The sequence below is a fragment of the Actinomadura sp. HBU206391 genome (assembly GCF_014323665.1).
Classification (GTDB): Bacteria; Actinomycetota; Actinomycetes; order Streptosporangiales; family Streptosporangiaceae; genus Actinomadura_C.
Genome location: NZ_JABVEB010000080.1, coordinates 1 through 26,812, shown reverse-complemented (window position 1 = coordinate 26,812; position 26,812 = coordinate 1). Strand labels below are relative to the sequence as shown.

General features: G+C 70.0%; 24 protein-coding genes. 12 read left to right on the top strand and 12 right to left on the bottom strand.

The genetic code is table 11. The features are described from left to right. Positions 1–77 precede the first annotated feature (77 nt). A complete protein-coding gene (locus HKK72_RS22015) occupies positions 78–836 on the bottom strand; it encodes a DUF998 domain-containing protein (protein WP_315987384.1) in 759 nt (252 codons plus the stop codon). Between the two features lie 508 nt (positions 837–1,344). On the opposite strand from HKK72_RS22015, the gene HKK72_RS22010 reads away from it, so the two are divergent. Further along, positions 1,345–2,673, top strand: coding sequence for a KamA family radical SAM protein (locus HKK72_RS22010; protein ID WP_187236297.1), 1,329 nt, complete (start codon positions 1,345–1,347; stop codon positions 2,671–2,673). A gap of 197 nt (positions 2,674–2,870) precedes the next feature. Here the strand turns inward: HKK72_RS22010 and HKK72_RS22005 are convergent, their stop codons facing one another. Next, the gene (locus HKK72_RS22005; RefSeq protein ID WP_187236296.1) at positions 2,871–4,097 is read right to left on the bottom strand and encodes an MFS transporter; all 1,227 of its coding nucleotides are present in this window, start codon (positions 4,095–4,097) and stop codon (positions 2,871–2,873) included. A 57-nt stretch (positions 4,098–4,154) separates the two neighbouring features. Between HKK72_RS22005 and HKK72_RS22000 the strand changes: the two genes are divergently transcribed. Next, positions 4,155–5,189 (top strand): DUF5937 family protein, encoded by a 1,035-nt coding sequence (locus HKK72_RS22000; RefSeq protein WP_222720987.1) that lies wholly within the window; start codon positions 4,155–4,157, stop codon positions 5,187–5,189. Positions 5,190–5,216: 27 nt separating this feature from the next. Here the strand turns inward: HKK72_RS22000 and HKK72_RS21995 are convergent, their stop codons facing one another. Both HKK72_RS21995 and HKK72_RS21990 read right to left on the bottom strand, forming a co-directional pair. Continuing rightward, on the bottom strand, positions 5,217–5,738 hold the full coding sequence (locus HKK72_RS21995) for a YbhB/YbcL family Raf kinase inhibitor-like protein (protein WP_187236295.1): 522 nt from the start codon (positions 5,736–5,738) through the stop codon (positions 5,217–5,219). 99 nt (positions 5,739–5,837) lie between these two features. Continuing rightward, complete coding sequence (locus HKK72_RS21990) at positions 5,838–7,304, bottom strand: bifunctional phosphatase PAP2/diacylglycerol kinase family protein (RefSeq protein ID WP_187236294.1); 1,467 nt, start codon at positions 7,302–7,304, stop codon at positions 5,838–5,840. A 111-nt stretch (positions 7,305–7,415) separates the two neighbouring features. On the opposite strand from HKK72_RS21990, the gene HKK72_RS21985 reads away from it, so the two are divergent. The 5 genes from HKK72_RS21985 to proS all read left to right on the top strand — a co-directional run bounded on the left by HKK72_RS21985 (position 7,416) and on the right by proS (position 11,639). Continuing rightward, positions 7,416–8,375 (top strand): ABC transporter permease, encoded by a 960-nt coding sequence (locus HKK72_RS21985; protein WP_187236293.1) that lies wholly within the window; start codon positions 7,416–7,418, stop codon positions 8,373–8,375. Then, positions 8,368–9,213 (top strand): ABC transporter ATP-binding protein, encoded by an 846-nt coding sequence (locus HKK72_RS21980; RefSeq protein ID WP_410050328.1) that lies wholly within the window; start codon positions 8,368–8,370, stop codon positions 9,211–9,213. The genes HKK72_RS21985 and HKK72_RS21980 overlap by 8 nt, the downstream gene beginning before the upstream one ends. Before the next feature lie 73 nt (positions 9,214–9,286). Then, positions 9,287–9,508, top strand: coding sequence for a DUF6158 family protein (locus HKK72_RS21975; protein ID WP_187236292.1), 222 nt, complete (start codon positions 9,287–9,289; stop codon positions 9,506–9,508). A gap of 94 nt (positions 9,509–9,602) precedes the next feature. Further along, entirely contained in the window at positions 9,603–10,145 is a 543-nt protein-coding gene (locus HKK72_RS21970) for a YceI family protein (RefSeq protein WP_187236291.1), read from the top strand. Between the two features lie 45 nt (positions 10,146–10,190). Further along, a complete protein-coding gene (gene proS / locus HKK72_RS21965; RefSeq protein ID WP_187236290.1) occupies positions 10,191–11,639 on the top strand; it encodes a proline--tRNA ligase in 1,449 nt (482 codons plus the stop codon). A gap of 150 nt (positions 11,640–11,789) precedes the next feature. Here proS and HKK72_RS21960 read toward each other — a convergent pair whose 3' ends face one another. The 4 genes from HKK72_RS21960 to HKK72_RS21945 all read right to left on the bottom strand — a co-directional run bounded on the left by HKK72_RS21960 (position 11,790) and on the right by HKK72_RS21945 (position 17,228). After that, positions 11,790–12,998 (bottom strand): glycosyltransferase, encoded by a 1,209-nt coding sequence (locus HKK72_RS21960; RefSeq protein WP_187236289.1) that lies wholly within the window; start codon positions 12,996–12,998, stop codon positions 11,790–11,792. Positions 12,999–13,329: 331 nt separating this feature from the next. Then, the gene (locus tag HKK72_RS21955) at positions 13,330–15,204 is read right to left on the bottom strand and encodes a SpoIIE family protein phosphatase (RefSeq protein ID WP_187236288.1); all 1,875 of its coding nucleotides are present in this window, start codon (positions 15,202–15,204) and stop codon (positions 13,330–13,332) included. 63 nt (positions 15,205–15,267) lie between these two features. Further along, complete coding sequence (locus tag HKK72_RS21950) at positions 15,268–16,017, bottom strand: ANTAR domain-containing response regulator (RefSeq protein WP_187236287.1); 750 nt, start codon at positions 16,015–16,017, stop codon at positions 15,268–15,270. Between the two features lie 881 nt (positions 16,018–16,898). Further along, the gene (locus HKK72_RS21945) at positions 16,899–17,228 is read right to left on the bottom strand and encodes a hypothetical protein (RefSeq protein ID WP_187236286.1); all 330 of its coding nucleotides are present in this window, start codon (positions 17,226–17,228) and stop codon (positions 16,899–16,901) included. Positions 17,229–17,261: 33 nt separating this feature from the next. Between HKK72_RS21945 and HKK72_RS21940 the strand changes: the two genes are divergently transcribed. The 3 genes from HKK72_RS21940 (at position 17,262) to HKK72_RS21930 (ending at position 19,583) form a co-directional block, all read left to right on the top strand. Further along, a complete protein-coding gene (locus HKK72_RS21940) occupies positions 17,262–18,083 on the top strand; it encodes an AAA family ATPase (protein WP_187236285.1) in 822 nt (273 codons plus the stop codon). A gap of 62 nt (positions 18,084–18,145) precedes the next feature. Then, positions 18,146–18,517 carry a hypothetical protein gene (locus HKK72_RS21935; protein ID WP_187236284.1) on the top strand — a complete coding sequence of 124 codons (372 nt, stop codon included), beginning with the start codon at positions 18,146–18,148 and terminating at the stop codon, positions 18,515–18,517. A 34-nt stretch (positions 18,518–18,551) separates the two neighbouring features. After that, complete coding sequence (locus HKK72_RS21930; RefSeq protein ID WP_222720986.1) at positions 18,552–19,583, top strand: DUF6177 family protein; 1,032 nt, start codon at positions 18,552–18,554, stop codon at positions 19,581–19,583. 91 nt (positions 19,584–19,674) lie between these two features. On the opposite strand, the gene HKK72_RS21925 is transcribed toward HKK72_RS21930, so the two are convergent. From HKK72_RS21925 to HKK72_RS21915, 3 genes are all read right to left on the bottom strand, one after another. Continuing rightward, positions 19,675–20,244 carry a sigma-70 family RNA polymerase sigma factor gene (locus HKK72_RS21925; protein WP_410050329.1) on the bottom strand — a complete coding sequence of 190 codons (570 nt, stop codon included), beginning with the start codon at positions 20,242–20,244 and terminating at the stop codon, positions 19,675–19,677. 372 nt (positions 20,245–20,616) lie between these two features. Beyond that, a complete protein-coding gene (locus HKK72_RS21920; RefSeq protein ID WP_187236282.1) occupies positions 20,617–23,751 on the bottom strand; it encodes a M14 family metallopeptidase in 3,135 nt (1,044 codons plus the stop codon). Between the two features lie 224 nt (positions 23,752–23,975). Next, the gene (locus HKK72_RS21915; RefSeq protein WP_261987055.1) at positions 23,976–24,533 is read right to left on the bottom strand and encodes an ATP-binding protein; all 558 of its coding nucleotides are present in this window, start codon (positions 24,531–24,533) and stop codon (positions 23,976–23,978) included. Positions 24,534–24,724: 191 nt separating this feature from the next. Here HKK72_RS21915 and HKK72_RS21910 point away from each other — a divergent pair, with 191 nt between their 5' ends. Both HKK72_RS21910 and HKK72_RS21905 read left to right on the top strand, forming a co-directional pair. After that, positions 24,725–25,636: a helix-turn-helix domain-containing protein gene (locus tag HKK72_RS21910; RefSeq protein WP_222720985.1), complete on the top strand. Its 912-nt coding sequence runs from the start codon at positions 24,725–24,727 to the stop codon at positions 25,634–25,636. Beyond that, positions 25,637–25,873 (top strand): DUF397 domain-containing protein, encoded by a 237-nt coding sequence (locus tag HKK72_RS21905; RefSeq protein ID WP_187236280.1) that lies wholly within the window; start codon positions 25,637–25,639, stop codon positions 25,871–25,873. Between the two features lie 16 nt (positions 25,874–25,889). On the opposite strand, the gene HKK72_RS21900 is transcribed toward HKK72_RS21905, so the two are convergent. Further along, on the bottom strand, positions 25,890–26,603 hold the full coding sequence (locus tag HKK72_RS21900) for a hypothetical protein (RefSeq protein ID WP_187236279.1): 714 nt from the start codon (positions 26,601–26,603) through the stop codon (positions 25,890–25,892). Positions 26,604–26,812 lie beyond the last annotated feature (209 nt).

Below are 26,812 nucleotides of genomic sequence, written 5' to 3'. Positions count from 1 at the left end.
CCCGCTCCCTGCGCTCCTCGGTCCACCCACCGTCGCGCCCTCCCCGGCCCCCGCTCGTCCGGACATCGCGGCACGTCTCACTGCATCGTTCCAGCCGGTGGCTCAGGTCGCTTCGAAGGGGTGCATCGTCTTGTCGCCTGCCGTCCGATCTTCGGGGTCGATGCGCGGCGGTCGGCGTGCAGCGCCCAGGCGATGAGCAGCAGGTTCAGGCACAGGATGATGATCTGCAGGCGTTGCGCGATGCCGAACCACACGCCCACCACCATGAGAGTGGTCACGACGATCGCGGCCAGCACGTTCGCGACGGCGAGCGGGGGGCCCCAGCGGGCGAGGGAGGGCCACCAGCCGTAGCGCCGGGCGGCGATCGACAGGGCGAACAGCGCCACCGTGGCGCAGGTGATCGCCGTGGCGCTCGTCACCGAGTGGAACTGATGGGAGAACGACACCTTGCCGGCTCGTTCCCGTAGCGCGCACGCGGTGTCCTCGCTGGTCGCGCAGTCGAGCGGGAACGAGGCGTCGCCGATGGTGGCGACGCCGAACATCAACAGGAAGGCCCAGCCGGCCTCGGCCCACGGCCTGCGGCGCAGGGTCACGAGTGCGGTGGCCGCCGCGATGATCACCAGCGCCCCCGTGATGAAGTCGCCGATGTCGTAGACGAGATGGTCGGGCTGATCGACGGCCGAGAGCTCGCTGACGTAGCCGTTGACGACATCGGGGTCAGGGCTGAGTAAGGACTCCAGTACGAAGGAGGCGTACGTGATCGCGGCCATGCCGAGTAACGCGACGGCGAACGCCGGCACGGTCCCGGCCTCGGTCGCACGCCGCCCCGGCCCCACCGTCCCTTCCTAACCGCACACCCCCTCTGACATGCCCATACTCGGAATTCTTTACCCGTGGAGCGGCATGAGGCCGACACTTCTGACAAGGCTGTTCCGAGCGGATTCCGGGGGATTGCCGGCGCTTTGCGGGCCTCGCGCGGGCCTCCCGGACACCGTGAGGACACGCGCACGTGATGCCGGGTCTCCGATTCGTGCGGCCGGGCCGCCACTTTACGCGGGGAGCGATCGTTATGCCGATGGAGCCTTCACGGCCGTGCCGCCACGTCACCAGACGCGGCGGAAACGGTATCAATGAGGGTGGGGAGCGTGCGGATCGCTTCGGACGACCACGTCGCCGGAGCCGTGTGGTGAGGAGGTATCGACCCGCGAAGCCTCAACTTCCAGTTGAGGCGATCACTGTGCGTGACATTGCCGGCTCTTGTGCCGATGGGCCTCGGCGCTGGGCGACGGCCGTCGACGTACGCATTGGCACGCGTTCCAACCAATCTCAAGGAGTTATGCCGACGTGACTTTGGTCAACGATGCGGCACCGCCTGCGGTGCGATCCACCGGTCGTAAGTTCCGCGCCTTCACGGCGAAGCACCTGGACGAGCTCACCGCGCGGGCAAGGTTGTCGCCCGACGAGCGCTTGGCGATCCGGGCAGTGGCGACGGTGCTGCCGTTCCGAACGAACAGCTACGTCGTGGACGAACTGATCGATTGGTCGGCCGCTCCCGACGATCCCATTTACCGGCTCGTCTTCCCTCAGGAGGACATGCTTCCCGCGGCGGACGTCGCACGCATCGTGGATCTGCTCCGCAGGGACGCGCCGAAGGCCGAGATCGACGCGGCGGCGAACGCCGTCCGCGTCAAGCTCAACCCTCATCCGGCCGGCCAGATGCAGCTCAACATCCCGAGCTTCGGCGACGGAACGCTGCCCGGCGTTCAGCACAAGTACCGCGAGACCGTGCTCTTCTTCCCCAAGCAAGGGCAGACGTGTCACGCGTACTGCACCTACTGCTTCCGCTGGGCGCAGTTCGTCGGAGAGCCCAGCCTCAAGATGGCGGGCGACGACACCACCCGCCTGTACGACTACCTGGTGTCGCACCCCGCGGTCACCAGCGTCCTGTTCACCGGCGGCGATCCGATGATCATGGGTGAGTCGGTGCTGCGGCGCTACATCGACCCGCTGCTCGATCTCGACCAGCTCGAGTCGATCCGGATCGGCACCAAGTCGCTGGCGTACTGGCCGCAGAAGTTCGTGACCGACCCCGACGCCGACGACATGCTGCGGCTGTTCGAGAGGGTCGTCGCGTCGGGCCGGAACCTGGCGTTCATGGCGCACTTCTCGCATCCGCGCGAGATGGAGTCACCGTTGGTCCGCGAGGCGGTTCGCCGCATCCGTGACACCGGTGCGGTGATCCGCACCCAGGCGCCGCTCATCCGCTCGATCAACGACGATCCCGCGGTGTGGGAGAGCATGTGGCGCCAGCAGGTCCGCATGGGGATGATCCCGTACTACATGTTCGTGGAGCGTGACACGGGCCCGCAGGACTACTTCGCGGTGCCGCTCGGCCATGCCTACGAGGTCTTCCGTGACGCCTACAAGAACGTCTCGGGGCTCGCGCGCACCGTTCGGGGGCCGTCCATGTCCGCGACGCCGGGCAAGGTGTGCGTCGACGGCGTCGTCGAGCTCTTCGGCGAGAAGGTCTTCGCGCTGCGCTTCCTCCAGTGCCGCGACGCCGACCTGGTGAACCGGCCGTTCTACGCCAAGTACGACCCGGAGGCGGTGTGGCTCGACGGCCTGCGGCCGGCCTTCGCCGACCGGTTCCCGTTCGAGCCGGCCCCCGAGTGAGCGGTAGCGGATTCGAAGCGAATTCATAGCGGCGCGGCGGAAGGTGGAGTCGCACGGTCCGGCGGCCGTGGCAGCCTGGGCGCCGGTGCCGTTCGGGTGTGACGCGAGGGCGACGGAACCGGGGGCACACGGCGATGGCCGGAAGGGCCGGAACCGTCGCCTGGACGTCGCTGGTCCCGTGGGTGCGCAAGCGGGGCTTACCGGGGCCGCGTCGAGGGCGCGGCCCCGGACCCTTGCGGCCCGAGGTGGCGGCGCAGTGCCGCCGTCGCGGCCACGGACATCGCACCGAACAGGGCCATCACCACGTGGGGCGGGAGCAGCTCGGCCGCGCCCCCCGCCAGCGCCATGCACAGCGCCTGGCCGGACATGACCCCGGTGGAGGCCAGCCCGAGCGCCTGTCCGCGCTGCTCCTTCGGGGCGGCCGCGAGGAACCGGCGCTGCAGGCCGAGCTCGTAGGCGAACCCGAAGGCCGAGACGGCGGCGAGGACCGAGGCGGCCACCGGCCCGGGCGACATCATGAAGAACAACAGGGACGCGCCCGGCAGCAGCGCCAGTGGCAGGGTGAGCCGCTCGCGCCTGGCAGGTCCGGCGAACCGGCCCAGCACGAACGACCCCGCGAACATCCCGCCCGCCGCCGCGGCCAGCATGATGCCCGCGGCCCCAGGCCGGCCGAGGCTCGCGGCGTACGGGATCATCACGCCCTCGGCCCCCACAGCGAACGAGATAGGCAGCCACTGGCCGAGCAGCAGACCGCGGATCATCGGGTCGGCCAGCAGCCGCCGGTTGCCCCGCCACGTGGCCCGCACCGCGGACACGGCGGCCCGCTCCGCGCGGGCCGGGCGGTCGCGCAGCCCGAACCGGGCCGCCACCGCGGCCGCCAGGCAGCTCGCGGTCGCCAGCCAGAGCACGCCGTACGGCTCGATCATCAGCAGCAGGACGCCACCCGCCGCCTGCCCGGCGATCTGCGCGCCGGCCGAGGTCATGGTGAGCAGGGATCGGGCGAGCACGTACCCGTCACCGTCCAGCAGGTCGGGCAGCAGCCCGCTCGCGGCCGCCGTGCCGACCGGTGCGAACAGCCCGGTCAGTGCGACCAGCCCGATCGCCACCGGGATGGGCAGGCCGCCGAGGGCGAGCAGGCCGGTGACCGCGAACCGTGCCGTGTGGAACCACACCAGCAGGGTGCGCGGGCGCACCCGATCGGCGAGTGACAGCAGCAGGACCCCGCCGGCCGCGTACGGCAGGATGCCGGCGGTGTAGGCCACGGCGGCCGCGAGCGGTGAATCGGTGCGTTGGTAGACCAGCACCGACAAGGCCAGCATCTTGACCGTGTCACCCAGCACGAGCAGCGTCTGCACGCCGAAGAGGACCCGGAACTCGGCCGAGGCGAACACATCGCGGTAGCGCGCGGGACTCGTCATGGACATGCGGGCATCGTCGGCCGTGGTCGTGGCCGGGGCTAATGTTTCGTCGGGAGGCGTAACATGATCCGCATCGAGGTGTCCCGTCAGGACGTCGCGGCCAGCCGGTTCGCCATCGCGCCGCTGCACGAGGTCGGCGCCGTTCTCTTCGTCCTGACCCACGGAGCCCACTCCGCCTCCCTGCGGACGTGGACGGCGCGCGCCGTGGACCCGTACCTGCGGCTGTGCCGCCGCGACCCGGCCGTACGCGCCCTGGCGGCCCTGTGCACTCCGCGCGGTCACTACCGGGCCGACTTCATCGCTCCGCCGCCGAACGGGCCGAACGAGACCGTCGCCGACCAGCTCGCCGTCGTGCGGGCCACCCCGCTAGGGCAGGCGCGCGACGAACTCGCCCGTAATCTTCAGGGGGTCACGCCCCCGGCCGGGGACGTGCGGGCGGTGCTCGACGCGCCCGACGTCGTCGGGCTGCTCGCTGGAGGCCTCGAGGCGCTGTGGCGGGCCGTGGTGGAGCCGGACTGGCCGCTGCTCCGGTCGATCCTGGAGCAGGATCTGGTGCACCGCGCCGGACGGCTCGCGGCGTACGGCTGGGCGGAGGCCCTCGCCGGCCTGTCGCCCGGCGTCCGCTGGCGCCCGGCCGAGGGCGTGATCGAGGCCGAGAGCAGGCTCGACGGAGAACGCTTCCGGCCAGGCGGCACGGGGCTGCTGTTCGTGCCCACCGTGTTCGCCGCGCCCGAGTCCCTCGGCTTCCAGCTGGAGCGGCCGTGGCCGTACACCCTGATCTATCCGGCCAGGGGCACGGCCGCGCTCTGGGAGAACGGCGGAGAGCGCGAGCCGGAGGCTCTCGACCGGCTGCTCGGCAGGTCGAGAGCCAGGCTGCTGCGGGCGCTCGTCGAACCCGCGACCACCACGCAGCTCAGCGGGCGGCTGCGGATGAGTCTCGGCGCCGTGGGCGACCACCTCGCGATCCTGCGGTCGGCCGGGCTCGTGGCCCGCGCGCGGAGCGGGCGGGCCGTGCTCTACCGCCGCACGCCTCTCGGCGACGCCCTCGCGGCCACCGCCGCTTACTTCCATGAGCGTGGGGCAGGCGATGCACCATGACCGGCGTGCGGCGAGGAGAGCCGCGGCTCAGTGACCGTAGACAGGGACGATCAGCGCGCGGGCCAGCGTGTTGGCGGTGATGTTGAAGCCGACCACCGCCGGGCTCGTGTCCGAGTCGACGCCGAGTTGCTCGACACCGAGGGCGTGCACCGCGAACGCGTAGCGGTGCGGTGTGCCCGGCGGCGGCGCCGCACCGCCGAACGCCTTGATCCCGTAGTCGTTGCGGGCCTGCGTGCCGGCCTTGGCGTCGGCCGTTCCGCTGCCGGTGGGGAGCTCCGTCACCCCGGCGGGGACGTCGAACAGCACCCAGTGCCAGAACCCGCTGCCCGTCGGCGCGTCGGGGTCGAAGCACGTGACGGCGAAGCTCTTGGTCTCGGCCGGGAAGCCCTCCCAGCGCAGGTGCGGCGAGCGGTTCTCACCGCTGAAACCCCAGTCGTCGAACACGTGGGCGTTCGCCATCTGCTCACCGTCGGCGACATCGTCGCTGGTGACGGTGAACGACGCGACCTCGGGCAGGAAGTCGTACGGAAGCGGGGGTCGGCCGGGCATGGCTACCTCATTCTTCGCTCTTCGGACTCGTGGCGACTGATGTCGTCCTCATACACCTATCAGTCGGGCCGATTCGGGTTCACGGGTGGCTCCGCACGCTCAGACCGGGCAGAACACCTGCAGCGCGGCGGGGTGCTTGCCGAAGACCACCGACGGCTGTACCTCACAGGTCTCGCCGTCCCGGGCCAGGCGCAGCCGGCCCTCCGGCGCGGACAGGCGCATCGCCCCCGCATGCCAGGCCGAGTAGCCCGGCGTCAGGCGGAGATGTCCGACCAGCACCGCGGCGAGCGCCCGCAGCCGGCCCGACGGGCCGCTGGTGGTGATGAGGCGGATGTCGAGCCGTCCGTCCGACAGTCGCCGGCGCCAGGTGGGTGTGGTGCCCCGCGTGCCATACTCGCAGTTGCCGATGAAGGCCAGCCATACGTGCCGGATCCGCCCGTCGATCACCACTTCGTCGGGCTCCCAGTTCCGCAGCACCCGGGTCGCCGCGACGGCCAGCGCGGGCCACTTCCCGAGCCGGTCCTCCAGCCGCTCGCGCCGGTCGACCAGCTCGGTGTAGGCGCCGAAACTCGCCGTGTTGAGGAAGACCAGGTCCTCCCCGTCGGGCTGCTCGACCCGGCCGACGTCGACGCGGGTGACGCAGCCGCTGCGGTAGGCGGCGATGGCGTCGGGCACCGTCTCGATGCCCAGCGTCCGGGCGAAGCGGTTGAGCGTGCCGCCGGGGATCGGCAGCAACGTCACATCGTGCTTGAGCGCCGCCTGCGCACCCGCGTTCATGGTGCCATCGCCGCCCGCGACGGCGAGGACCTCGGCCCGGCCGGCCGCCTTGTCCAGGATCGAGGCCACGTCGTCGTCGGGACCGAGCTCAACGATCTCGGCGGCCGGCAGTTGCTTGCCGATGGTGTCGGCGATCGAGGGCCCCGGCCCCGCGTCCGGATTGACCACCGCGACGATTCCCTGCCCGTCCTCGGTGATCGTGGGGGAGTCGCACTCCACCCCGCCCGTCCGTACGACGTGCGAGACCGAGGGACGGGCCGGCCAGACCAGCCGGGTCGCGATCCCGGCGCCGGCGCCGATTCCGATGCCGGCCAGTACGTCGCCGGGGTAGTGGGCCCCGGTGTAGACGCGGGAAAGGGCGACCGCGGCGGCCAGCCCGGCGATCGGCAGCGAGATCCTCGGCCGTGCCTCCATGGCCACCGCCGTGGCGAACGCCGTCGCCGCGGCCGCGTGCCCGGACGGGAAGGCGTGCGAGGTCGGGACGGCCCAGCGCCGCCGTCCCTGCGGTACGAGGTCGAGGATCGGGCGCTTGCGCCGGAAGGCGTGCTTGCCCGCCAGGTTGGCGATCGGGCTCGCGACGGAGATGCCGATGACACCGCGTAGGGCGGCTCGGCGCAGGTGCGGCTTGCGGCTCAGCCCGAACGCCGCCGCGGTGCCGAACCACAGGAGCGAGTTATCGGCGGCCCGCGACAAGGTGGGCAGGACGGATTCGAAGCCGGGCAAGTGCGCCTCCGCGACGGCCTCGAAGGCCCGCCGGTCGAGCTTGTTCAACGTGCGTGTGAGCGACATGCGCCTGTTATCCCCGTGGAATCGGACATGATGCCTTCGAAGATCACAGATCAGGCTCCACATGAGGAGGAACGTGCCTGAGCCACCGCCAACTGCAATAGGCTTCGCGATATGAGTCACCCGGAACGGCTCAGCCCCCCGGGTGGCGAGCCGGTCGGCGCGATCGCAAAGCCCCCTTCCCCCAACGGGAAAAGCAGCGAATCCCTGGCCGAGTTCGCCGCGCGGTACGGACTGACACAGAGCGCGGCGCGCCCGCCCTTGGGCCGTTATATACGCGATGTCTGGCAGCGGCGTACGTTCATCTGGAACTTCGCCTCGTCCAAGAGCATGTCGATGTACACCAGCTCCAGGCTGGGACAGCTCTGGCAGGTCTTGACCCCGCTGCTCAACGCCTTCATCTACTACCTGATCTTCGGGGTTCTGCTGCAGCAGAAGCGGGGCGTGACCGACTACATCCCTTTCCTGGTCACGGGCGTCTTCGTCTTCTCGTTCTGCCAGCGGTCGATGATCGCGGGCGCCAAGTCGATCGGCAACAATCTCTCGCTGATCCGGGCGCTGCACTTCCCGAGGGCGTCGCTCCCGTTCGCCTTCGTGATCGTGGAGTTGCAGCACCTGCTCGTCGCGATGGGCGTGCTGGTCGTCATCGTGGTGGGCTTCGGCGAACTGCCGACCTGGCACTGGCTGCTCCTCGTGCCCGCGTTGCTGATGCAGCTGGTCTTCAACATCGGGGCCAGCCTGGTCATCGCGCGGATGGGCGCCTTCGTACGCGACATCCAGCAACTGCTACCGTTCATCCTGCGGACGTGGTTCTACGCCTCCGGCATCTTCTTCATGACCGCAGAGAAGACAAAGGGCCACCCCTTGATCGGCAAGCTCCTGGAGTTCAACCCCGGTTCGGTGTACGTCGAGCTCGTCCGGACGTCGCTGCTGGGGTCGTACCGGAGTGACCTCGCCAGGCAGGGCTGGACCCACCACCACCTGTGGTTGTACGGCCTCGGCTGGGCAGTGGTCGCATTCATGGGGGGATTCTGGTACTTCTACCGCGCCGAGGAGAGGTACGGCCGTGGCTGACGTCAAGGAAAAGACCAGAAAGCCCGTGGGGAACGCCGACAAGCGCAGGCAGGACATCGAGCAGCCCGAGGTCGTGATCGACCAGACCCGGGATCCGATCGTCGTGGTCGACGACCTGCACATCGTCTACCGCGTGTACGGCGGGGGCGGCGACAAGGGCTCGGCCGCCACCGCGCTGATGCGGGTGATCAAGCGCCAGAACCGGCCGCAGATGAAGGAGATCCACGCCGTTCGCGGCGTCTCGTTCATCGCCTACCGGGGTGACGCGGTGGGCATCATCGGCACCAACGGGTCCGGCAAGTCCACGCTGCTCAAGGCGATAGCGGGGCTGCTGCCACCGCACCGGGGCGGCGTCTACACCGACGGGCAGCCGTCGCTCCTCGGTGTCAGCGCGGCCCTGATGAAGGACCTCACGGGCGAGCGCAACATCGTTCTCGGCTGCCTCGCCATGGGCCTGTCCCCGCAGGAGACCAAGGAGAAGTACGACGAGATCGTGAACTTCGCCGATCTCAAGCCGGGCTTCATCCAGTATCCGATGAGCACGTACTCCTCGGGCATGGGCGCCCGGTTGCGCTTCGCGATCGCGGCCGCCCGCACGCACGACGTGCTGCTGATCGACGAGGCCCTCGCGACCGGCGACGCCAAGTTCAAGCGCCGGAGCAAGGCCAAGATCGAGGAGTTGCGCAGGGACGCCGGCGCGGTCTTCCTGGTGGCGCACAACCTCGACGTCATCGAGGAGACCTGCAACCGGGTCATCTGGCTCGACGACGGTCAGGTCCGGATGGACGGCGATCCCGCCGAGGTCATCAAGGAATACACCAACGCCACTGGCAAGTAAGTGCCGCACCGGCACATGTTTGCCGGGGTCTGGCGGGGTACTCCCCTCTCGTAAGGCGACGAGAGGGGAAGCCATGACCTTCGGAGTGGATCCGGGCGAGCTCAGCGACGAGGATCTGATGCGCGAGCTCGGTCACCTGCACGAGACCCGGCTCGAGGCGCTGCGGCACGCGGCCGACCAGGCCTTGGACGAGCACACGCGGCGCTCGGCCGCGCTCGAGACGGAGTACCTGCGCAGGTGGCCCGACCGCGAGGTCGACCCGGAGCGGCTGCGCGCCGGCGCCCGGCACCGCTGAGGCGCCGCTCCGACGGGGGACACCGTACGCACAATCCCGTACGCGGGACGCCGGATCGGTGGTCAGGTCGCCCGGCCGGACGTAACGTCGGCGTATGACGCTGAACGAGGGCACGCACAAGGTCGGACCCGAGACGGGCCACCTGCTGGTCAAGACGGGCCGGACCGGTATGGGCCGGCGGGCCGGGCACGATCTCACGCTCGAGCCGGCGCGGTGGGAGGGGACGATCGAGGTCGTCCCGGCGGACCCCACGGCGTCATCGGTGGCGGTCTCGGTGGACGCCGGTTCACTGGAGGTGCGAGAGGGCACCGGCGGCGTCAAGCCGCTGACCGGCGGCGATCGCGGTGAGATCCAGAGCACCCTGCGCGAGAAGATCCTGCACACGGACCGCCATCCGACCATCACCTTCCGGTCCTCCCGTGTCACGGGCACGCCCGCGGACCTCACGATCGAGGGCGACCTGACGATCATGGATGTCACCCGGCCTGTCACGATCCGGGCGGCGGTGGCCGATGACCGGTTGCGCGGCGGCGCCACCATCACGCAGAGCGAGTGGGGCATCAAGCCGTACTCCGCCTTCTTCGGCGCGCTCAAGCTCGCGGACGAGGTGGAGATCGCTTTCGATCTTGCTCTCTAGCCGGAGTGGCGGCCGCAGGGGCGCCGACCGAGTAATCTCTCGGGGGTGAGTCGGGAAGGCGTTACACCACAGAGCGAGGACTTCTCCGCCTGGTACAACGAGCTCGTTCTTCGGGCGCAGCTCGTCGATCGCGGGCCGGTGCGGGGCACGATGGTCATCCGGCCGTACGGCTACCGGATCTGGGAGCTGATCCAGTCGGACCTGGACGGGCGGATCAAGGAAGCCGGGCACGAGAACGCCTGCTTCCCGATGTTCATCCCGGAGTCCTACCTCAAGCGCGAGGCGGAGCACGTCGAGGGGTTCTCGCCCGAGCTCGCCGTGGTGACGGTGGCGGGCGGCAAGGAGCTCGAGGAGCCGCTGATCGTGCGGCCCACCTCCGAGACCGTCATCGGCGAGTACATGGCGAAGTGGATCGACTCGCATCGTGATCTGCCGCTGCTGCTCAACCAGTGGGCCAACGTGGTCCGCTGGGAGATGCGCCCGCGGATGTTCCTGCGGACCACCGAGTTCCTCTGGCAGGAGGGCCACACCGCCCATGCCGATGAGGAAGACGCGATGCGCGAGACGATGTGGGCGCTCGACGCCTACGCCGGTGTGGCGCGCGACCTCGCCGCGATCCCCGTCGTGGCGGGGGAGAAGACGCCCGGCGAGCGGTTCGCGGGCGCCGTGCGGACCTACACGATCGAGGGCATGATGCGCGACGGCCGGGCTCTGCAGTCCGGCACCTCGCACTACCTCGGTACCAACTTCGCCAAGGCCTTCGAGATCCAGTACCAGGACGAGGCCGGGCAGCTCACCCTCACCCACACGACGTCCTGGGGCATGAGCACCCGCATGATCGGCGGCGTCGTCATGACCCACGGCGACGACAAGGGCCTCGTGCTGCCGCCCCGGTTGGCCCCGTACCAGGTGGTGATCGTCCCGATCGGCCGAGGCGAGGTGGCCGAGCGCACGGGAGCGGCGGCGCGCGAGCTCGGCGCCGAGCTCAAGCGGGCGGGCATCCGGGTGCACGTCGACGACAACCGTCCCCAGCTGTCGCCCGGCTTCAAGTTCAACGACTGGGAGATGCGCGGCGTGCCGGTCCGGCTGGAGCTCGGCCCCCGTGACCTCGAGGGCGGGGTCGTCACGCTGGCCAGGCGGCTACCGACGGTCGAGGGGCAGGGCAAGGAGCCCCTCCGCCTCGACGAGGCCGCGGCGCTGCTGCCGGGCATCCTGGAGGAGTTCCAGGAGTTCCTGCTGCGGCGGGCCGAGACGTTCCGCGATGAGCACATCGCCACGGTCGACTCCTGGGACGCCTTCGCCGAGCAGGTGAGCGGCGGCTGGGCCCGGGCGTTCCACTGTGGCCGCAGCGAGTGCGAGGACGAGATCAAGGCCGACACCGCCGCGACGCCGCGCTGCATTCCGCTGGAGGCTCCGGAGGAGTCCGGTGAGTGCGTCAGGTGCGACCGTCCGAGCGCCTACGGCAAGCGGCTGCTCTTCGGCAAGTCCTACTGAGGCCGAGGCGCCCGGCCGGTCCTGCTTCGCTGGCTTCTGCTGAGCGCGCCGCAGCTTGGAAGACTCCGGAAAGTACATGACGAGCGCCGTCGCACTGCCGTGGAGTAGGCCAGTGCGACGGCGCCCGAGTTCGACGTCAGCGCCGCTTCGTCACCCGGGGAGTTCGGCGACCGCGTCGCGAAGGGTCCGGCGCTCGATCACCTTCTGGTAGACCTTGGCCGTCTCGCCGGCCACGCGCGGCCACGAGTAGCGGGAGCGCGCCCGGTCGGCCGCCGCGATGCCCAGGGCGTTGAGCTGGGTCGGGTCGGCGAGCAGAGTGCGGACCCGCCTGGCCACCTCGATCGGCCGTCGCGCCGGCACGTGCACACCGGTCACGTTCTCGATGATGCTGTCGGAGTTGCCGCCCACATCGGTCGCCACGACCGGCACGCCACAGGCCATCGCCTCGAGCGGCACCATGCCGAAGGTCTTGGCCCAGGGCAGGGTGAGCAGGACGTCGGCGGAGCGCAGCAGCCGCGGCACGTTCTTGTGCTCGACCTGGCCGAGGAAGGTGACCCGGTCGGCGACGCCGGCCTCCTTGGCGATCACGGTCAACCGGTGCACCGCCTCGTCGGTCTCCAGCTCCTCGCGGGGCGGGCCGCCGGCGATGACCAGCTCGGTGCCGGGAATGCGGGCGAGGGCCTTGATGGCGGTACCGACGTCCTCGCGCTCGTTCAGGTCGGACAGCACGAGCAGCCGCCGCCTCTCGCCGCGTGGGTACGCCGGGCCCTGCGGGGTGAACTGGTCCACATCGACGCCCGTCGGCACGACCTCGATGCGGGACCGCGGCACCGACATGCGCAGGAGCTGGTCGGCCTCTGCATCGCACGTGGGGATCACCGCGTCGGCGGTGAGGCCGATCGCCTTCTCCAGCCGGATGCGCTGCACGTGGCCGGTGTGGTCGGCGGCTCGGGGCCGCGGCTGCTCCAGGCCGAGGGTGTGGTAGGTCTGCACCACCGGGATGTCCAGGTCCTTCGCTCCCGAGAGGGCGGCGAGCCCGCTCGTCCAGAAGAACGCGTGGACGACGTCGGGCCGGGTGTCCTCCCACCGCCGGGCCAGGTGGCGCCCGAACTCGGCGACGTGGGCCAGGACCTCGTCGGCGCCCAGCCGGCGCGTCGGGCCGGCGGTGACCTGCTCGACGGTCACACCGGGACCGAGCCGGACCTTGTCCCTGGCCTCGGAGTCCTGCCGGCGGATGTAGACGGTGACGTGGTGACCCTCACGGCCGAGCTCACGAGCGAGCTCGGCGACGTGGACGCTGTGCCCAGAACCGTCGGCGACGAGTGGGTTGGCGAACAAGGAGATCATGGCAATCTTCATTGGGGGTAACCTCGCGAAGAGTCAATGGAGTGGGGCGCCGTACGGCAGTGCCTGGGGTATGCGGCAGCGGCCGACCTCAGCAGCAGACGCAGCTGTGAGACCGGCGATATTGATCGGCTGTGTTGAGGCGCGACCCGCGCGCAGTGATCAGCGGCCACCTGGCCGCTTGAGATCGCGTCGATGCCTCGCATGCACAACTCCCAGGTTCTTCACCGGACACACACGTGTCCCATGGGGTTGTGCCTGCTTCTTAGGCACCTATGACTGTCATCTTGCCATAACCGGTGCCCGCCAAACCTGAATCCGCAGAATAGGTTTCGGCCCGCGGCGTCTACAGGGGTGTCTGCGGGAGGACGCGGACGGCGAGAACCGACAGGTCATCGCGCAGATCGCCGTCGCAGAAGTTCATGAGGGCGTGCTCCACGGCCAGCAGCATCTCGCTCGCCGGGTTGGCGCTGTTGGCGGCGAGCACCTCGATCAGCCGCTCCTGGCCGAACCGCTCACCCTGGACGTCCACCGTGTCGAGGACTCCGTCGGAGTGCAGCAGGAGCGTGTCGCCCTCGCGCAGGTCGATGGACTCCTTACCGGGGCTGAAGTCGTCGAACACGCCGAGCGGCACGCCTCCACAGCTCGCGATGCGGACGACGCCGTCGGAGCGGACGAGGATGGGCGGGGGATGGCCCGCGGTGCTGACGGTCGCCGTCCGGTCGCCTTCGGCGTTCAGGCCGACGAGCACGGCGGTGACGAACCGCTCCTCGCTGAGCAGGGCCTCGTTGACCATGGTCAGCACCTCGCCGGGGTCCTGGTGGAACCGGGAGAGCAGCCGGATGCCGTGCCGGGCGGTGGCGGTGACCGCGGCCGCCTCTTCGCCCTTGCCGCACACGTCTCCGAGCACGAAGTTCCAGCCGCCCGAGGTGGTCTCGAAGACGTCGTAGAAGTCCCCGCCCACCTCTTCGCCGTTGGTGGCGCCGAGATAGCGGGCGGCCAGGTCGATCCCCGGCACCTTGGGCAGGTGGCTGGGGAGCAGGCTGGCCTGGAGGGTGTCGGCGACGGCGGCACGCCGGCGGTACATGCGGGCGGCGCGGATCACCAGCGCCAGATGGCGGCCGAGCCGCTGCACGACGCCGAGATCGAGCAGGTCGAACGGCCCGTTCTCACCTCCGCAGGTCAGTGTGATGGCGCCGAGGCTCTTCTCGCCGTCCTCGATCGGCACGCTGAGCACGGACGTCGCGCCCATCAGCACGCACGCGGACGTGCCGTCGGCCGCGGCGCCGAGCATGTCGAGGTCCTCCACGTGCGCGTGCACCGCCGTTTGGCGGGTGCTGTACACCGTGTAGGGCAGGGTGCCGGGCTGCGGATCCACCGCTTCGAGCGACTGGATGATCTCGTCGCAGCGGTCGTCGTCGGGCCCGAACACCAACTGGCGGCGGAACCCGGTGCGACCCGCCAGATCCACGATCACCCAGTCGGCCAGCTCGGCGAGGAGGAGCCGGGCACAGCGGCGTATCGCCACCGCCTCGTTGAAGAGCGGCTCGGTGAGCAGCAGCTCGCTCGCACTGGCCAGTACGTCCATGCGGTGCACGACGGCGGCGGCCGCCTCGTCGCCCGCGGTGAGCCGCTCGGGCGGCTGCGGATCCGGCAGCCGGCCGCTGAGGGGAGTGACCGCGGCCACGACCAGCGGTTCGGGCTCGCCGCGGATCCAGGCGCGGGCGAGCGTGACGACGGCCTTCAGGGGCCTCGGCTTGCTCAGGAACCGCACGGTGGTCTGGCGGCGCTCTCCCGTGCGCACGACGGCGGCCAGCTGTGAGCGCAGGGCGGCCCGGGTGGACAGATCGCAGAAGACGATGAACGGCTTGCCGGCCACATAACCGGCCGACGTGCCGAGGAGTAGGGCGGCCTGCTGGTTCACCCGGCGTACGCCGCCGTCGCGGTCCATCAGGAAGAGCGGCACCGGTGCGTCCTGGAAGACCGTGCGCAGCACCCTGCGCTCGGACTCGGCGGCCGTGGTCCTGCCGCCCGCCGAGGCGTGCCCCGCGCCGACGGTACGGAGGGCCGAAAGGGCCAGATCCAGCTCGACGAGTGCGGCGTCGAGCATGGTGCGCAGATCGGGCTCGGGCATGGCCGCGGCCTGCCGCAGCTCGCCCAGGCGATCTGCGAGCCCGCTGATCTCGCGCATGAGCACTTCGGGCTCGAGTTGATCTGACATTCGGGAATCCTCTAGCAGGAACGTCGGGTCAGGCGGCCCGAGTGCATGCTATCCGCGCGAAGGTCATGGAATGTCAGGAAGCTCATTGCGGGCAACGATCCGCTGCGCGATCGAGGTGAGCTTCATGTGCCGGGTCTGCGAGATTCGCCGGAGCTCGGCGAAGGCGGTGTCGGCGTCGCAGCCCATCGCGTGCATGAGGATCCCCTTGGCCTGGTCGACGACCGCTCGGGCGGCGACCGCCTGCCGCAGTTGCACGGCGGTACGTTGCGCGTCGTCGTACTCCCGGGTGTTGGAGACCGCCGCCCCGCCCTGCGCGACGAGCAGCTCGGCCATCGCGAACTGGCCGGGATCGAGGGCACCGGGCATGACGCCGTACAGCGACAGCGTCACGAACATGTCCCCGGTCTCGTGCACGGTGGTGGTGAAGCACCGGACGCCTCGTCGCAGCATGGCCGCGGTATGGACGGGCCAGCGGGTTTCGGAGAGGGTGTCCTCGCAGCTCACGGGCACACGCCCGGACACGGCGTCGAAGATCGGGCCCTCGCCACGATCGAGTTGGACGTCGATCAGCTCGGCGAGGTCGGGATGGCTCGCCGCGGCCATCCGCGGTTTGACCGCGTTGTGGGCGGCTCCGTGTCGCGAGAGCGTCCATCGCACGGTGGTCGCGCCGGCGCAGCCGAGAACCGCCCGCGCCGCAAGGTCGGTGACCCGGCGCAGCGTGCCCACCTCGGAGGAGTCACGGACCACTCCCAGCCGGGCGATCTCCACGGCCAGTTCGTTGGTGATGACGGAGGGAGCCTCGGCGTAGGACACGTCTCGAACGTTATCCCGACCGTTGTCCCGGCTGGGCCGCCGCACCCGCTCCGGCAGGGTGATCTGCCACGTCGGCAGGCCTCGCTCGTCCACCGTCAGTCGCCCTCTTCGCTAGTGCCGCGGTGTCCTGCCGATGCCGGGGGACGTCGCACCCGTCCGGCGTCGGGGCCACCGCCGCTCCTTTCCGGGTCATGCGCGCCCTACCCGTAAAGGAGGGTGGTATTCGGCCGCTCCGTGTCGGCTTCGGGGGGTGAGCCCGCAATCCGGTCGGCCACGAGGCTTCCCGGATGACGGGAAGGGGGAACCGCCGGGCGCAACGATCGGTCGAAGCCCAGATAGGATCGAGCGGCACCCCGGGCCTGAGCCCGCACGCTCGAGCATCGAGAGGGGAACGCGTGTCCGACCAGCAATGGCAGCACGTCGTACTCCGTGACCTCGGTGTTTCCGGGGCAGGCCTCGTCACGTCGATGGGTGCGGCGTTCGGCCCGGCTCCCGATCTGGGCGCCAGTGCGCAGCCCCCGGTCGTCGACGCGGTGCCGACCCGCCCCATCAGAGTGCAGCCGTTGCCCGGGCAACCCGCGGCCCCCATTCCGGTCGCCGAAGCGGCGCCGGGCCCCGGCCCTGGCTCGGGCTTCGGTGCTGATGCAGGCCTCGGCTCGGCCCCGGCCCCGGCTCCGCAACCCCCGAGCCCGCCGCCGGTCACCCCGGTTCCGGTTCAGGCTCCGGCTCCGGCTCCCGAGCCGTCCGTCGAGCCGCGACATGATCCGCCGCCGCAGCCGGAGCAGCCACCGCTGCCGCCGGCGCTGCTGCCGAGGCTGCAACCGCCGCAGCCGGAATCGGCACAACTCCAGCCGCAGCCAGCGCCGCCGCAGCCAGAACCGTCACAGCCAGAGCCACCGCGGCCAGTGCCACCGGCGCGGCCGAAGCCGCCGCCGGGCGGCCGTCGCGACACGGTGACCTTCCAGCGGCTGTCCCGGTTCGACCTGACGGGTACGCCGCCCGCAGAGGCACCACATCCGAACGGTTCCGCCCGGCAGGCGGATCCCGCGGATGCCGCCGCGTGGTCCGCAGACCCGCCGCCGCCCGCCTTCCCGGCGCATCCGGCCCATCCGGCGCAGCCGCTGGAGCAGCCGCCCCGGGCCGGGTTCCCGTCGCCGCAGGGTCTCGGGCCGCAGCCGCAGCGCGTCGATCTGGTTCGCCGCAGCAGGCACGGTGATCCGCTCAGGCGCCGGATGAGCCAGGGCGTGCGGAAGGCCTTCGGCGGCTCCACCGTCGGCGGTGGCCGAGAACTTGGGGAGATGACCGCCCTGGTCCGTCAGCCGGTGACCTCCTGCCGCGAGATCGCGGTCATGAGCTTGCGCGGCGGGTCCGGCAAGACCACCGTCGCGGCGCTCACCGCGACGGTCCTCGCGCAGCTCCGCGAGGACAGGGTCCTCGCGGTCGACGCGGACTCGGGCCTCGGGTCGCTGCCGCTTCGGCTCGGAGTGCACGCGGAACGGTCGGTGCACGATGTGGCGGCCGCGCGACCGAGCACCTGGGAAGAGGCCGCGGGTTATCTGGCGCAGACCGGTGACGGGGCATGGGTGCTGTCCGCGGCCGCCGGCGGCCGGATCGGTGCGGAACTCGATCTGGACACCTTCCGCACGGCGACGGCCGGGCTCAGCCGTTACTTCTCCGTGGCGGTGATCGACTGCGGGGCCGGTATCGTCACGGCGCTGCAGCGTGGGATCCTCGCCACCGCGCACAGCCAGATCCTCGTGGCCCCCGGCACCGTCGACGGAGCGATGAGCGCTCGAGGGGCCCTGGACTGGTACGCGGTGAACGGCTTCGAGGCGCTGCTGCCGCGCACGATCATCGTGCTGGTGACCCACTCACCGCATGCCGACGCCGACTTCGAGCGCGCGGAGCAGATGCTGAGCGTGGGCGGCATGACCGTGATCAAGATGCCGTACGACCGGCACGTTGCGGCCGGCACGGCGATCGAGGGCAGGCGGCTGGCCGGGGCCACCCGGGCGGCGGTGACGCGGATCGCCGCGGAGACGTTCATGCGATCCGCCGCGGTTTGATCGCAAATGACTTCAGCCAGGGGCGGGTCGCAGCTAGACTGCCGCCGTTTCGATCAGGGGAGATGAGGACGCTGACCTGCGACATCGTTGCGCTGGTGCGCAATCAGCCGGACGTCCGCACCGTGATCGACGGAATGCTCGCCTTCGGCGAGGAGCTGCGGATGCACGAGCTGGAAGGCGGGATCACCCACCTGTACGATCCGACCGGCCGCCTGATCGTCTCCATCGAGGTGCCAGTGCTGATCAACGTGCCGGGAGAGGTCGAACGCCTGCTGGGCCCCGAGCTGTCCGGCCGGGTCGGTGTGCCGGTCTGGTGGGTCGACGTCCGGGCCGCCGCCGATCTTCCGGAGGCGGAACGCATCGCCCGGCGGTTCGCCGATGATCTGGTCCATTGGCGGGGCGGCACGGTCTGGGCCGGAAAGGCGCGATCATGAGCGCCGCGCCGAGCCGCCGAGCGGAGGCGAGGCCATGAACTCATCACCTGCGGTCGACGCGCTCACCCGCGAGGCGATGGTGGTCCTGTGGGACCGGCCGGTGGTGGCGTTCAACCAGTGGCTGGCCGACGCACTGCGCGTATGCGGTGAGTCCGGGCGTGGACTGCAGATCGTCACGCCGGTGGGCTCCAGGCTGTCGCTGCCGCTGAAGCTCGTGCTGACCGGGCCGACATCGCTCTGGGTGGTCCGCGACGGTGGCGGCTACTACGACGGTCTGACCGGCCGCCCGCTGCGCTGGGACGGCGCGGCGTTCAGCCCGGTGCCCGAGGCGCGCGACTACGCTCCCGGTTACACCACGCGTTCGACCGGGCCGGTCGGCGCCCAGCTGACATTGACGTTCCGGATCAGGCATGGCTCTGGTGATGTTCTCGGTGGCGTGGTGGCCCATCTGTGCCGGTTGTTCACCGGGCATCCGCCGCTCGGCTGGGGGACGGCCGAACCGGCCGCGAACCTGTGGAGCCTGGATGAGATGAACGGGCTCATCCGGCGGCGCTCGCCCCGCGCCACCTGGCTCGCGGTCGTCGGCGGCCGGCCGGCGGCCGGTGACGGGACGGGACCGGACGCGGGTGAGAACGGCGGGACACCGCCGGCCGAACAGCACCGCACGATGGTCGGGACCATGCTGCTCACCTCGGAGCAGGGGGGTGCTGAAGAGGCGGGGACGCTGGTGTTCGGATTCTCGGCGGCCGATCCGCCACCGGTCTCGAACCTGTCCACGCTGATCGGCACGGTGGCCGCCGAGCACCGGCTGGCGTCGCTGTTCGCGCAGCTGAGCCCCGGGCGTCCCGATCTCACGACGGAGCCGCGATGGATGGGCGCCCCGGCGCCGATCGGCATGGCGGTGGGCGCGGAGATGGGAATGGGGTCGGCCCCTCCTGGGGTCCCCGGGCGGCCGATCGGGGACCCCGGGTCGGCCGTGATGTGGTTCGAACTCGGCGACGGCCGGTCATCCGAGGGATGGCAGCGTTATGAGCAGCTCATGCGTCATCTTCGTCCCCCGGCATAGCCGGTGGCGTCGCGCACGGGGGCGAGGGGGACGGGGGCGGTGAGGCGACCGGGACGGGTCGCCGATCCGGGCCCGGCGGGGCGGCTCCGGCTCAGGCGGCGAGGGCGTGATCGTGGTGGGCGAGCAGCACGCGGAGCTGCTTGCGACCACGGTGGAGACGGGACATCACCGTGCCGATGGGCGTGCCCATCATCTGAGCGATCTCCTTGTAGGGGTAACCCTCGATGTCGGCGAGCACGACGGCCTGCCGGAACTCGTCGGGCAGTGATCGCAGCGCTGTGAGGATCTCGGAGTCGGGCATCCGGTCGAGGGCCTCGGCCTCGGCGGAACGCAGTCCGGCACTGTGCGACTCGGTTCGCGTGAGCTGCCAGTTCTCCAGTTCCTCGGAGCCGGTCCGCTGCGGTTCACGCTGCTTCTTGCGGTAGGTGTTGATGAAGTTGTTGGTGAGGATCCGGTGCAGCCAGGCCTTGAGGTTCGTGCCTTCCTTGAACTGGTGGAAGTTCACGTACGCCTTGGCCAGGGTCTCCTGCACGAGGTCCTCGGCGTCGGCGCTGTTGCGCGTCATGCGCACCGCGCTGGCGTAGAGAGGGCTGATCAGGGGCAGCACGTCGCGTTCATAGCGCTCGACGTCCATTTGGCGGGTAGGCATGGCGACAGTCATCGTCATCGCTCCGTAACTCCTTGGCTGGGCGGATGATCCGCCCTTGTACGGGGATGCCCTCGCCGATCACATCGGGCTCGTCGGCCGGGTCATGAGACGGTGCGCAGGGGTGGAGATGGCGCACCCACGGCCTCAACATACCAAAAATCGGACAAAACAGACATAAGCTCTGAACCAAGGGCATGGGGAGCGAGGCATCGTTGCACCGGCCTCTCGACCGTTCTCGCGCGTCCCCACCTACAAAGACGCAAGCGGGGGGTCAAGAGTTGTCAAAGCGTGCCGTGACGCTGGTCACACGCCAAGGACCGCCCCCGTGGGGGCGGCCCTTGGAGCCTTCTCAGCCGGCCGGTCGGTGACCGGCTTCGATCAAGGTCAGTCGAGCAGGTGCTTGAGCGCCCGCCCCATGAGGAGGTTGCGCTCGGCCGGTGTCTTCACCTGTTCGAGTCCGAATCCGAAGGTCAGCGAGTCCGGTGTGGCCACCGCCGAGACGGAGTCGATCAGGGCCTGGGACCGGACGAACTCGCTGATGTTGCCGGGGCTGCCGGCCGGTGCTCCCTGGATCGCCCACGGGCCGAGACCCGTCTCGAATCCCTCCGCGTCGATCTGGCCGCCCGACGTGGTGACCCTGGTGTCGTCGACGAAGAGCCCGGTGCCACCGGTGAACGGATCGCTCACGTACGCGATCGACACCTCGACCTTCTTGCCGGCGTACGCCGAAAGGTCGAAGGCCACCGGCACCCAGCCGCCCGACGACCCGGTGAACGAGTTCCACGCGCCGCTCGAACCCGTGTTGCCACAGGGGTTGCCGCCGGTCAGGTAGTGACCCAGGAACGGGTGCATGTCCAGGAAGAAGTCCGCCTCGCACTCGGTCGGGACGGTGGTCTGGGTCCGCCCGTTCTTGTCGGGCAGTGTGGTCCAGTCCTCCGCGCCGACGGTGTGCGCCTCCAGGAGCACGTGGTCGTAGCCCAGTTCCGTGCTGTACGCGATCTGCGCCTGCAGGGCGGGTGCCTGCGCGGCGGTGACCGATGACAGGTCGATCGTGCGGGTCAGCCGCCGGTACAACGAGTCCTCGTGCGTCCCGGTGAGGTACCAGGCGCCCTCGTACGGCTCGTACGGCCCGGCCGCCCCGAGATAGTCGCCCGCCTTCCAGCTCCTGAACTGCGGGAACTGCGCCGTCGGGAGGACCGTGCTGGTCACCTGGAGGCCGCCCGCCTCGTTCAGCGGGTTGGCCGGCGCGCCGCCGAAGTCGGCGGTGACGCCGCCGAACCGTGGCCCGGTCCCGGTGAAGCCGGTCGGGTTCCGGACCACCGCACGGTCGTACGAGCCCAGGTAGTACTGCGTGAAGTCGTCCGACAGGAGCTCGCAGTCGTCGCGGGGGTTGCTCGTGATGACGCAGGGCCGCTCGGGGTGTCCCTTGAGGCCGTAGTAGATGCCTCCGCCGTTGGCCTGGTAGAGCGGCCCGTAGTAGCCGGCCGTCTCACCCGTGTAGAGCAGCTTGCCGCCCTCGTTGAGATACGACCGTACGTTCAGGACGAGTTGTAGCGCCCGATCGGCGACCTGAGAGTCGGGGAACGGCCCGGCGAATGTCTGGACCGGGTCGTCGGCCGCGTCCTGCGTCAGCCGGTTCTCGCCGAGGTACCAGACCACTCCCTTGAAGTGCTTGAGCACGCCGAGATCGTGAGGCACACCGTCCTTGTCGATGTCCCACACCAGTGGCTTGACCTTGTTGGCCTTGATCGCGTCCACGTACTGCTGCGCGTACTTCGGAGCGTTCGTGCCGGCCGGGTAGATCGGGTTGACACCCTTGTAGTCCTCGTCGGCGATCACCAGGACCTCGGCGCCGTTCTGGTTGCGCACGGTGTAGGTGAAGTGCTCGCTCTGCACCTTGCCGCCGTGCCGCTCGGTGCCGCTGAACCACACTTCGACCCGGTCACCGGGGCGCTGGCCGGAAACCGTGCCGCGGTACTCCGCGAAGTACTCGTCGTTCTCGTCGCCGAACCGCTCGCCGCCCTGCCACTCCCGGACGTCGCTGGTACGGGTACGGCCACGGTTGATCTTGTAGTTCATGGTCTTGTCGCGCAGCGACCGGCGGATGACGGAGGCGGCCTTCTGCGACGAACCGAAGGAGGCACTGAACTTGTCGACCTCGAAGTCGGGCACGGTGCGGCCGACCGGAGACACCGGGTCGTCCGGGTCGTGCACGGACTTCGCGGTGGCGACGGCGAGCGCGACGTTCTTCGCGTACTCGCCCTGGATCAGCGTCTCGTCGTCGGGGAACTCGAAGCCCGATCCGCAGTCCGCAGGCTCCCAGGCGTCGTCGGGGTCGACGTTCGAAGCGGTCACACAGGTGGACATCTCGGGCGTGATGCTCAGCGCGCCGAAGGTGTTGTCCATGTGCCCGTCGGTCTCGCCGTTCGTCGTGTAGAGCTGGGCGCCGAGTTCGGGGGTGTAGCCGGGGACCGCCGGGTGGTCGATGTCGCCGAGGAGCGCGTCGTGGATGACGTCGTCCGGGCTTCTGGTGAGGGCCTGCCAGCCGACGCCGTGCAGCAGGAGTTCGGCGGCCGAGTGGTAGTTGATGATGTACTTCGGCCTGACCCGCTTGACCAGGCCTATCTGCGCCTTGGTCTCGGGCTCCGAACCCGCGCTCGGCCCCCGGTAGGTCTCGCCCGCGAAATTGGGCGAGGAGCCTTCGTTGTCGTATCCCCACCTGTAAGGGAAGTTGCGGTTCGGGTCGACGCCGTCCTGGTCGCTGAGCTGACCGTCGCCGTCGTTGTCGCGCAAGTTCTTGCGCCACAGCCGGAAGCCGTCCTCGAAGGTCAGGTCGTAGCCGTCGACGTTGACGACGGGCAGGAACCACACGTCCGTCGTGTCGATGATCTTCGTCAGCTCCCGGTCGGCGCCGTAGCCCTCGACGAAGTGATGCAGCAGCCTGCGCACCATCTCAGGAGTGATCCACTCCCGCGCGTGCTGGGTGGCCTGGAAGAGCACGGCGGGCCGCTGCCCGTCCTTGAGCTTCGCGACCCCCTTGCTCACCCGTACCGCGGTGATCGGCTTGCCCTGACCCGTGGTGCCGATGTCGACCGCCTTCGCGATCGACGGATGGTCGGCGGCCAGCTTGACGATCTCCTCGCGGATGTTCCCGGCGCCGCTGTAGGGCCGGAAGACGGCCGGGGCCGCGGCGGCCGCCCGCTGGGCCGCGGATTTCCCCTTGACCATCTTGAGCTGCAGGGGGACCCCCAGTTTCCCGAGCGTCGATACCTGCGTGCTGTTCATGATGACCTCGACGCGTGTCCTGCCGCGCTCGGTCTTGCCGACCGCGACGTCCTCGTGGTCGAGGCCGGCGGTGTTCAAGATCTTGAGCTGGTCGGTGGTGAGGTCAGCGGTGTAGACGTCGACCGCGCCGCGCGGTGGGGCCGGGGGCTTCGGCGCCGCGTTCGCGGGAGCGGACCCGAAGGTGCCGACCAGCAGCGCCGCCGCGGCGAACAGGGAGATTGACGCACGCTTCATCGCGCCTCCAGGAGCGGTGATCAGCGGGGGGCTGCGCCAGCGTGATCCCGGAGACAGTTCATGTCAATGCGTCGCACACCGGGTCTGCCACATCTGGTCAATCGCCGTCCGGCCGTAACCCTTGGGGCGTGCCGGCGATGGCGCAGCCGGCCCTTGACGCGCCCGGCCGCGAGACGCTCGCCGGTGACCGAACCGCCGCCGTACGCCGGTCGGCCGTACGCGGGTCAGCCGTGCGCCGCCCGGATCGGGCCTTCATCGGCCCGGGCCGGAGGACAGAAGAGCGCCCACACGACCTTGCCGCCCGTGAGGCGGGCCCATCCCCACATGCTGCTGAACGACTCGACGATGTGGAGCCCGCGGCCGGTCTCGCCGACGAAGTCGGGCTCTCGCCGCCTGGGCAGCTCCTGGCCGGCGTCCTGGATGCCGCACAGCAGGTACGGAGCCTGCCAGATCAAGCGCAGCTGGATCGTGCCGGCGGGCTCGGCCAGCCGGGGCGGCAGGCTGTGCCGCAGCGCGTTGGTGACGAGTTCGGTGACGACGAGACCCACGTCATCGACGAGGTAGTTCATGTCCCAGCGCTCGAGGGTGGTCCTGGTGAAATGCCGGGCGAAGGTGACCGATTCGGGCTCGGGTTCGACGGTGAACGTGAGTGCCGGTCCGTGGTCGAGGGTGAGCGCCTCGACGGCGTCGCTCAGACCCGGTGGCAGGTCGACCCGATCGTGGTTCGGAGACGAGGTGAAGGCACAGTTCAGCATCCCGTCGCGTGCGTGGCGTGATGTCATCCCTACCCCGCATGTCTTCTCATCGTGCGGCCGTGTGCCCGAGGGTCTCGTGCGTTATCCTGCGCATCGTAGCGTGCCAATGCAAGGCCCAATGCACGTGCATTTGCCTTAAGTCGAAAAAATCCCCGTGGTGGGGGCCCGTGGCGGCACGGGTTCATCAGGATTGGAGGTCCCGCCAACACAGGAGGGGAATGGCACACTTGTGCGGTCCGCCCAGAAGCTCTTGGAGGTTGGACGTGACTCCTGAATCGCCGGGTACCGGTTCGACCGTGCGTCGAATCCTGCTCGGCTCACAGCTGCGCCGTCTACGTGAGGCGCGTGGCGTGAGCCGTCAGGAGGCCGGGTACGTCATCCGTGCGTCGGAGTCGAAGATCAGCCGGTTGGAACTGGGCCGGGTCAGCTTCAAAGAGCGGGACGTCGCGGACCTCCTCACCTTGTACGGCGTCGCCGACGAGGCCGAGCGGGAGGCACTGCTGCGGCTGGCGAGGGAGGCCAACGCCCCGGGGTGGTGGCACCGCTACGGCGACGTGCTGCCGCACTGGTTCCAGACCTACGTGGGGCTGGAAGAGGCGGCCTCGCTGATCCGGACCTACGAGCTCCAGTTCGTGCCCGGCCTGTTGCAGTCGGAGTCGTACGCCCGGGAGGTCTTCCTGCTGGGCAACGCCGACGCGCCGTCGCACGAGATCGATCAGCGGGTCGAGCTTCGCATGCAGCGTCAGCAGCGGCTGATCGGGCCGAATGCCCCCAGACTGTGGGCCGTGCTCGACGAAGCCGCGCTGCGACGTCCCATCGGCGGCCATGAGGTGATGAGGAACCAGCTGGAACACCTCATCGCGGTGTCCAAACTGCCCAACATCACCGTGCAGGTCATGCCGTTCACCTTCGGTGGCCACGCCGCCGAAGGCGGGGCCTTCTCCATCCTGCGGTTTCCCGAGGCGGATCTACCGGATGTGGTCTACATCGAGACCCTCACGGGCGCTCTGTACCTGGACAAGCGCGACGACGTCGACGTCTACATGCAGGCGATGGAACGCCTGGCGGTCGACAGCGCCACTCCGGACGGCACCGTCGAGCTTCTCAGCGCGATTCTCAGAGAGACATAGATGCACAAGACCTACAACGGAATGCCCGCCGCCAAGCTCCATGAGGCCAGGTGGCAGAAGGCACATCGCAGCAACTCCCAGGGGAACTGCGTCGAGATCGCCGAGCTCCCCGGAGAGCGGATCGCGGTCAGGAACTCCCGCCACCCCGAGGGACCTGTGCTCATCTACACGCGGCCTGAGATCGAGGCGCTCATCCTCGGGGCCAAGGACGGCGATTTCGACAACCTGATCACCTGAGCCGCCCGGGCCCGGCCTATCCGCAGTTTCCCCAGGGAGCGCTGGTGCTGCCGTGGCCGCCGCCGCCCGCGTACTTCACGCACTGCCCCTTGGCGTAGACGAAGACGGGGCCGGCGTAGTAGGCGAACGATCCGCTGTCGGAGCCCTTGGTGCCGTCCTTGCGGGTGAGCTGTGCCCACACGCTGGTCTTCTGACCGACCTCGGAGCTCTTCATGGTGACCACGCAGTTGTAGCCGGAGCTGTTGTAGAGCTGGTAGACCCTGCCGCCGGTGAACGCCGAGGACCGCTGCACGTAGTAGCCCGAGCCGTGACCGCCCGAGTTGCACACCTGCTGAGGCGTGTACGGGTTCGGCCGACTGGGGGCGTCCCCGCCCCCGCCCCCGCCCCCGCCGCCGCTGGGCTGCTGGGAGGGCCGGGGCTGCGCGGGACGGCCCGACCGCGGCTGCTGTGGGGAGCTCTTGCCGACGCGTGGTGACACCGTCGTCAGTTCGGCCGGGTCCTTGGTGCGCGTGCCGAGCTCGCCTTCGCCCTGCCGGCCCGTCGGCCCCGAACCTCCGGCGTCCTCGCCCTGGGGAGCGCCGGCGGCCTCCGTGCCGGCCTTCCGTCCCTGCTCATCGCCGCCCTGGGTGACCGCCCACGCCGTACCGGCCGCCAGTACGGCGAGTACGGAGAGCCCGGCGGCGAGCAGGACCGGCCGGCCGCGTCGTTTCGCCGGCGGGCCGCCGCTCACGACCGCCCCGGTCGTCTGGGCGTATGGGGGGACGTGCGCCGGAGGTCCACCCGGGGGGTGCTGAGCGTGGTGAGCCGGCGTGTGGTGGGCCGGGGCGTGGTGGGCCGGGGCGTGGTGGGCCGAAGGCTGCGCGGCGGGTGCGTACATAGGCGCCTGAGCACTCGCTGGGGGCTCTCCGCGCCCGGAAGGGAGTACCGAGGCGGGCGCGG

Coding starts and splice junctions, on each gene's coding strand:
- HKK72_RS21955 (WP_187236288.1), bottom strand. CDS start 15,204: ATGTCAGATCAACTCGAGCCCGAAGTGCTCATGCGCGAGATCAGCGGG.
- HKK72_RS22005 (WP_187236296.1), bottom strand. CDS start 4,097: ATGTCCATGACGAGTCCCGCGCGCTACCGCGATGTGTTCGCCTCGGCC.
- HKK72_RS21905 (WP_187236280.1), top strand. CDS start 25,637: ATGCACAAGACCTACAACGGAATGCCCGCCGCCAAGCTCCATGAGGCC.
- HKK72_RS21935 (WP_187236284.1), top strand. CDS start 18,146: ATGAGGACGCTGACCTGCGACATCGTTGCGCTGGTGCGCAATCAGCCG.
- HKK72_RS21975 (WP_187236292.1), top strand. CDS start 9,287: ATGACCTTCGGAGTGGATCCGGGCGAGCTCAGCGACGAGGATCTGATG.
- HKK72_RS21985 (WP_187236293.1), top strand. CDS start 7,416: ATGAGTCACCCGGAACGGCTCAGCCCCCCGGGTGGCGAGCCGGTCGGC.
- HKK72_RS21910 (WP_222720985.1), top strand. CDS start 24,725: ATGGCACACTTGTGCGGTCCGCCCAGAAGCTCTTGGAGGTTGGACGTG.
- HKK72_RS21970 (WP_187236291.1), top strand. CDS start 9,603: ATGACGCTGAACGAGGGCACGCACAAGGTCGGACCCGAGACGGGCCAC.
- HKK72_RS21930 (WP_222720986.1), top strand. CDS start 18,552: ATGAACTCATCACCTGCGGTCGACGCGCTCACCCGCGAGGCGATGGTG.
- HKK72_RS21920 (WP_187236282.1), bottom strand. CDS start 23,751: ATGAAGCGTGCGTCAATCTCCCTGTTCGCCGCGGCGGCGCTGCTGGTC.
- HKK72_RS21925 (WP_410050329.1), bottom strand. CDS start 20,244: ATGACTGTCGCCATGCCTACCCGCCAAATGGACGTCGAGCGCTATGAA.
- HKK72_RS21915 (WP_261987055.1), bottom strand. CDS start 24,533: ATGACATCACGCCACGCACGCGACGGGATGCTGAACTGTGCCTTCACC.
- HKK72_RS21960 (WP_187236289.1), bottom strand. CDS start 12,998: ATGAAGATTGCCATGATCTCCTTGTTCGCCAACCCACTCGTCGCCGAC.
- HKK72_RS22000 (WP_222720987.1), top strand. CDS start 4,155: ATGATCCGCATCGAGGTGTCCCGTCAGGACGTCGCGGCCAGCCGGTTC.
- HKK72_RS21990 (WP_187236294.1), bottom strand. CDS start 7,304: ATGTCGCTCACACGCACGTTGAACAAGCTCGACCGGCGGGCCTTCGAG.
- HKK72_RS21995 (WP_187236295.1), bottom strand. CDS start 5,738: ATGCCCGGCCGACCCCCGCTTCCGTACGACTTCCTGCCCGAGGTCGCG.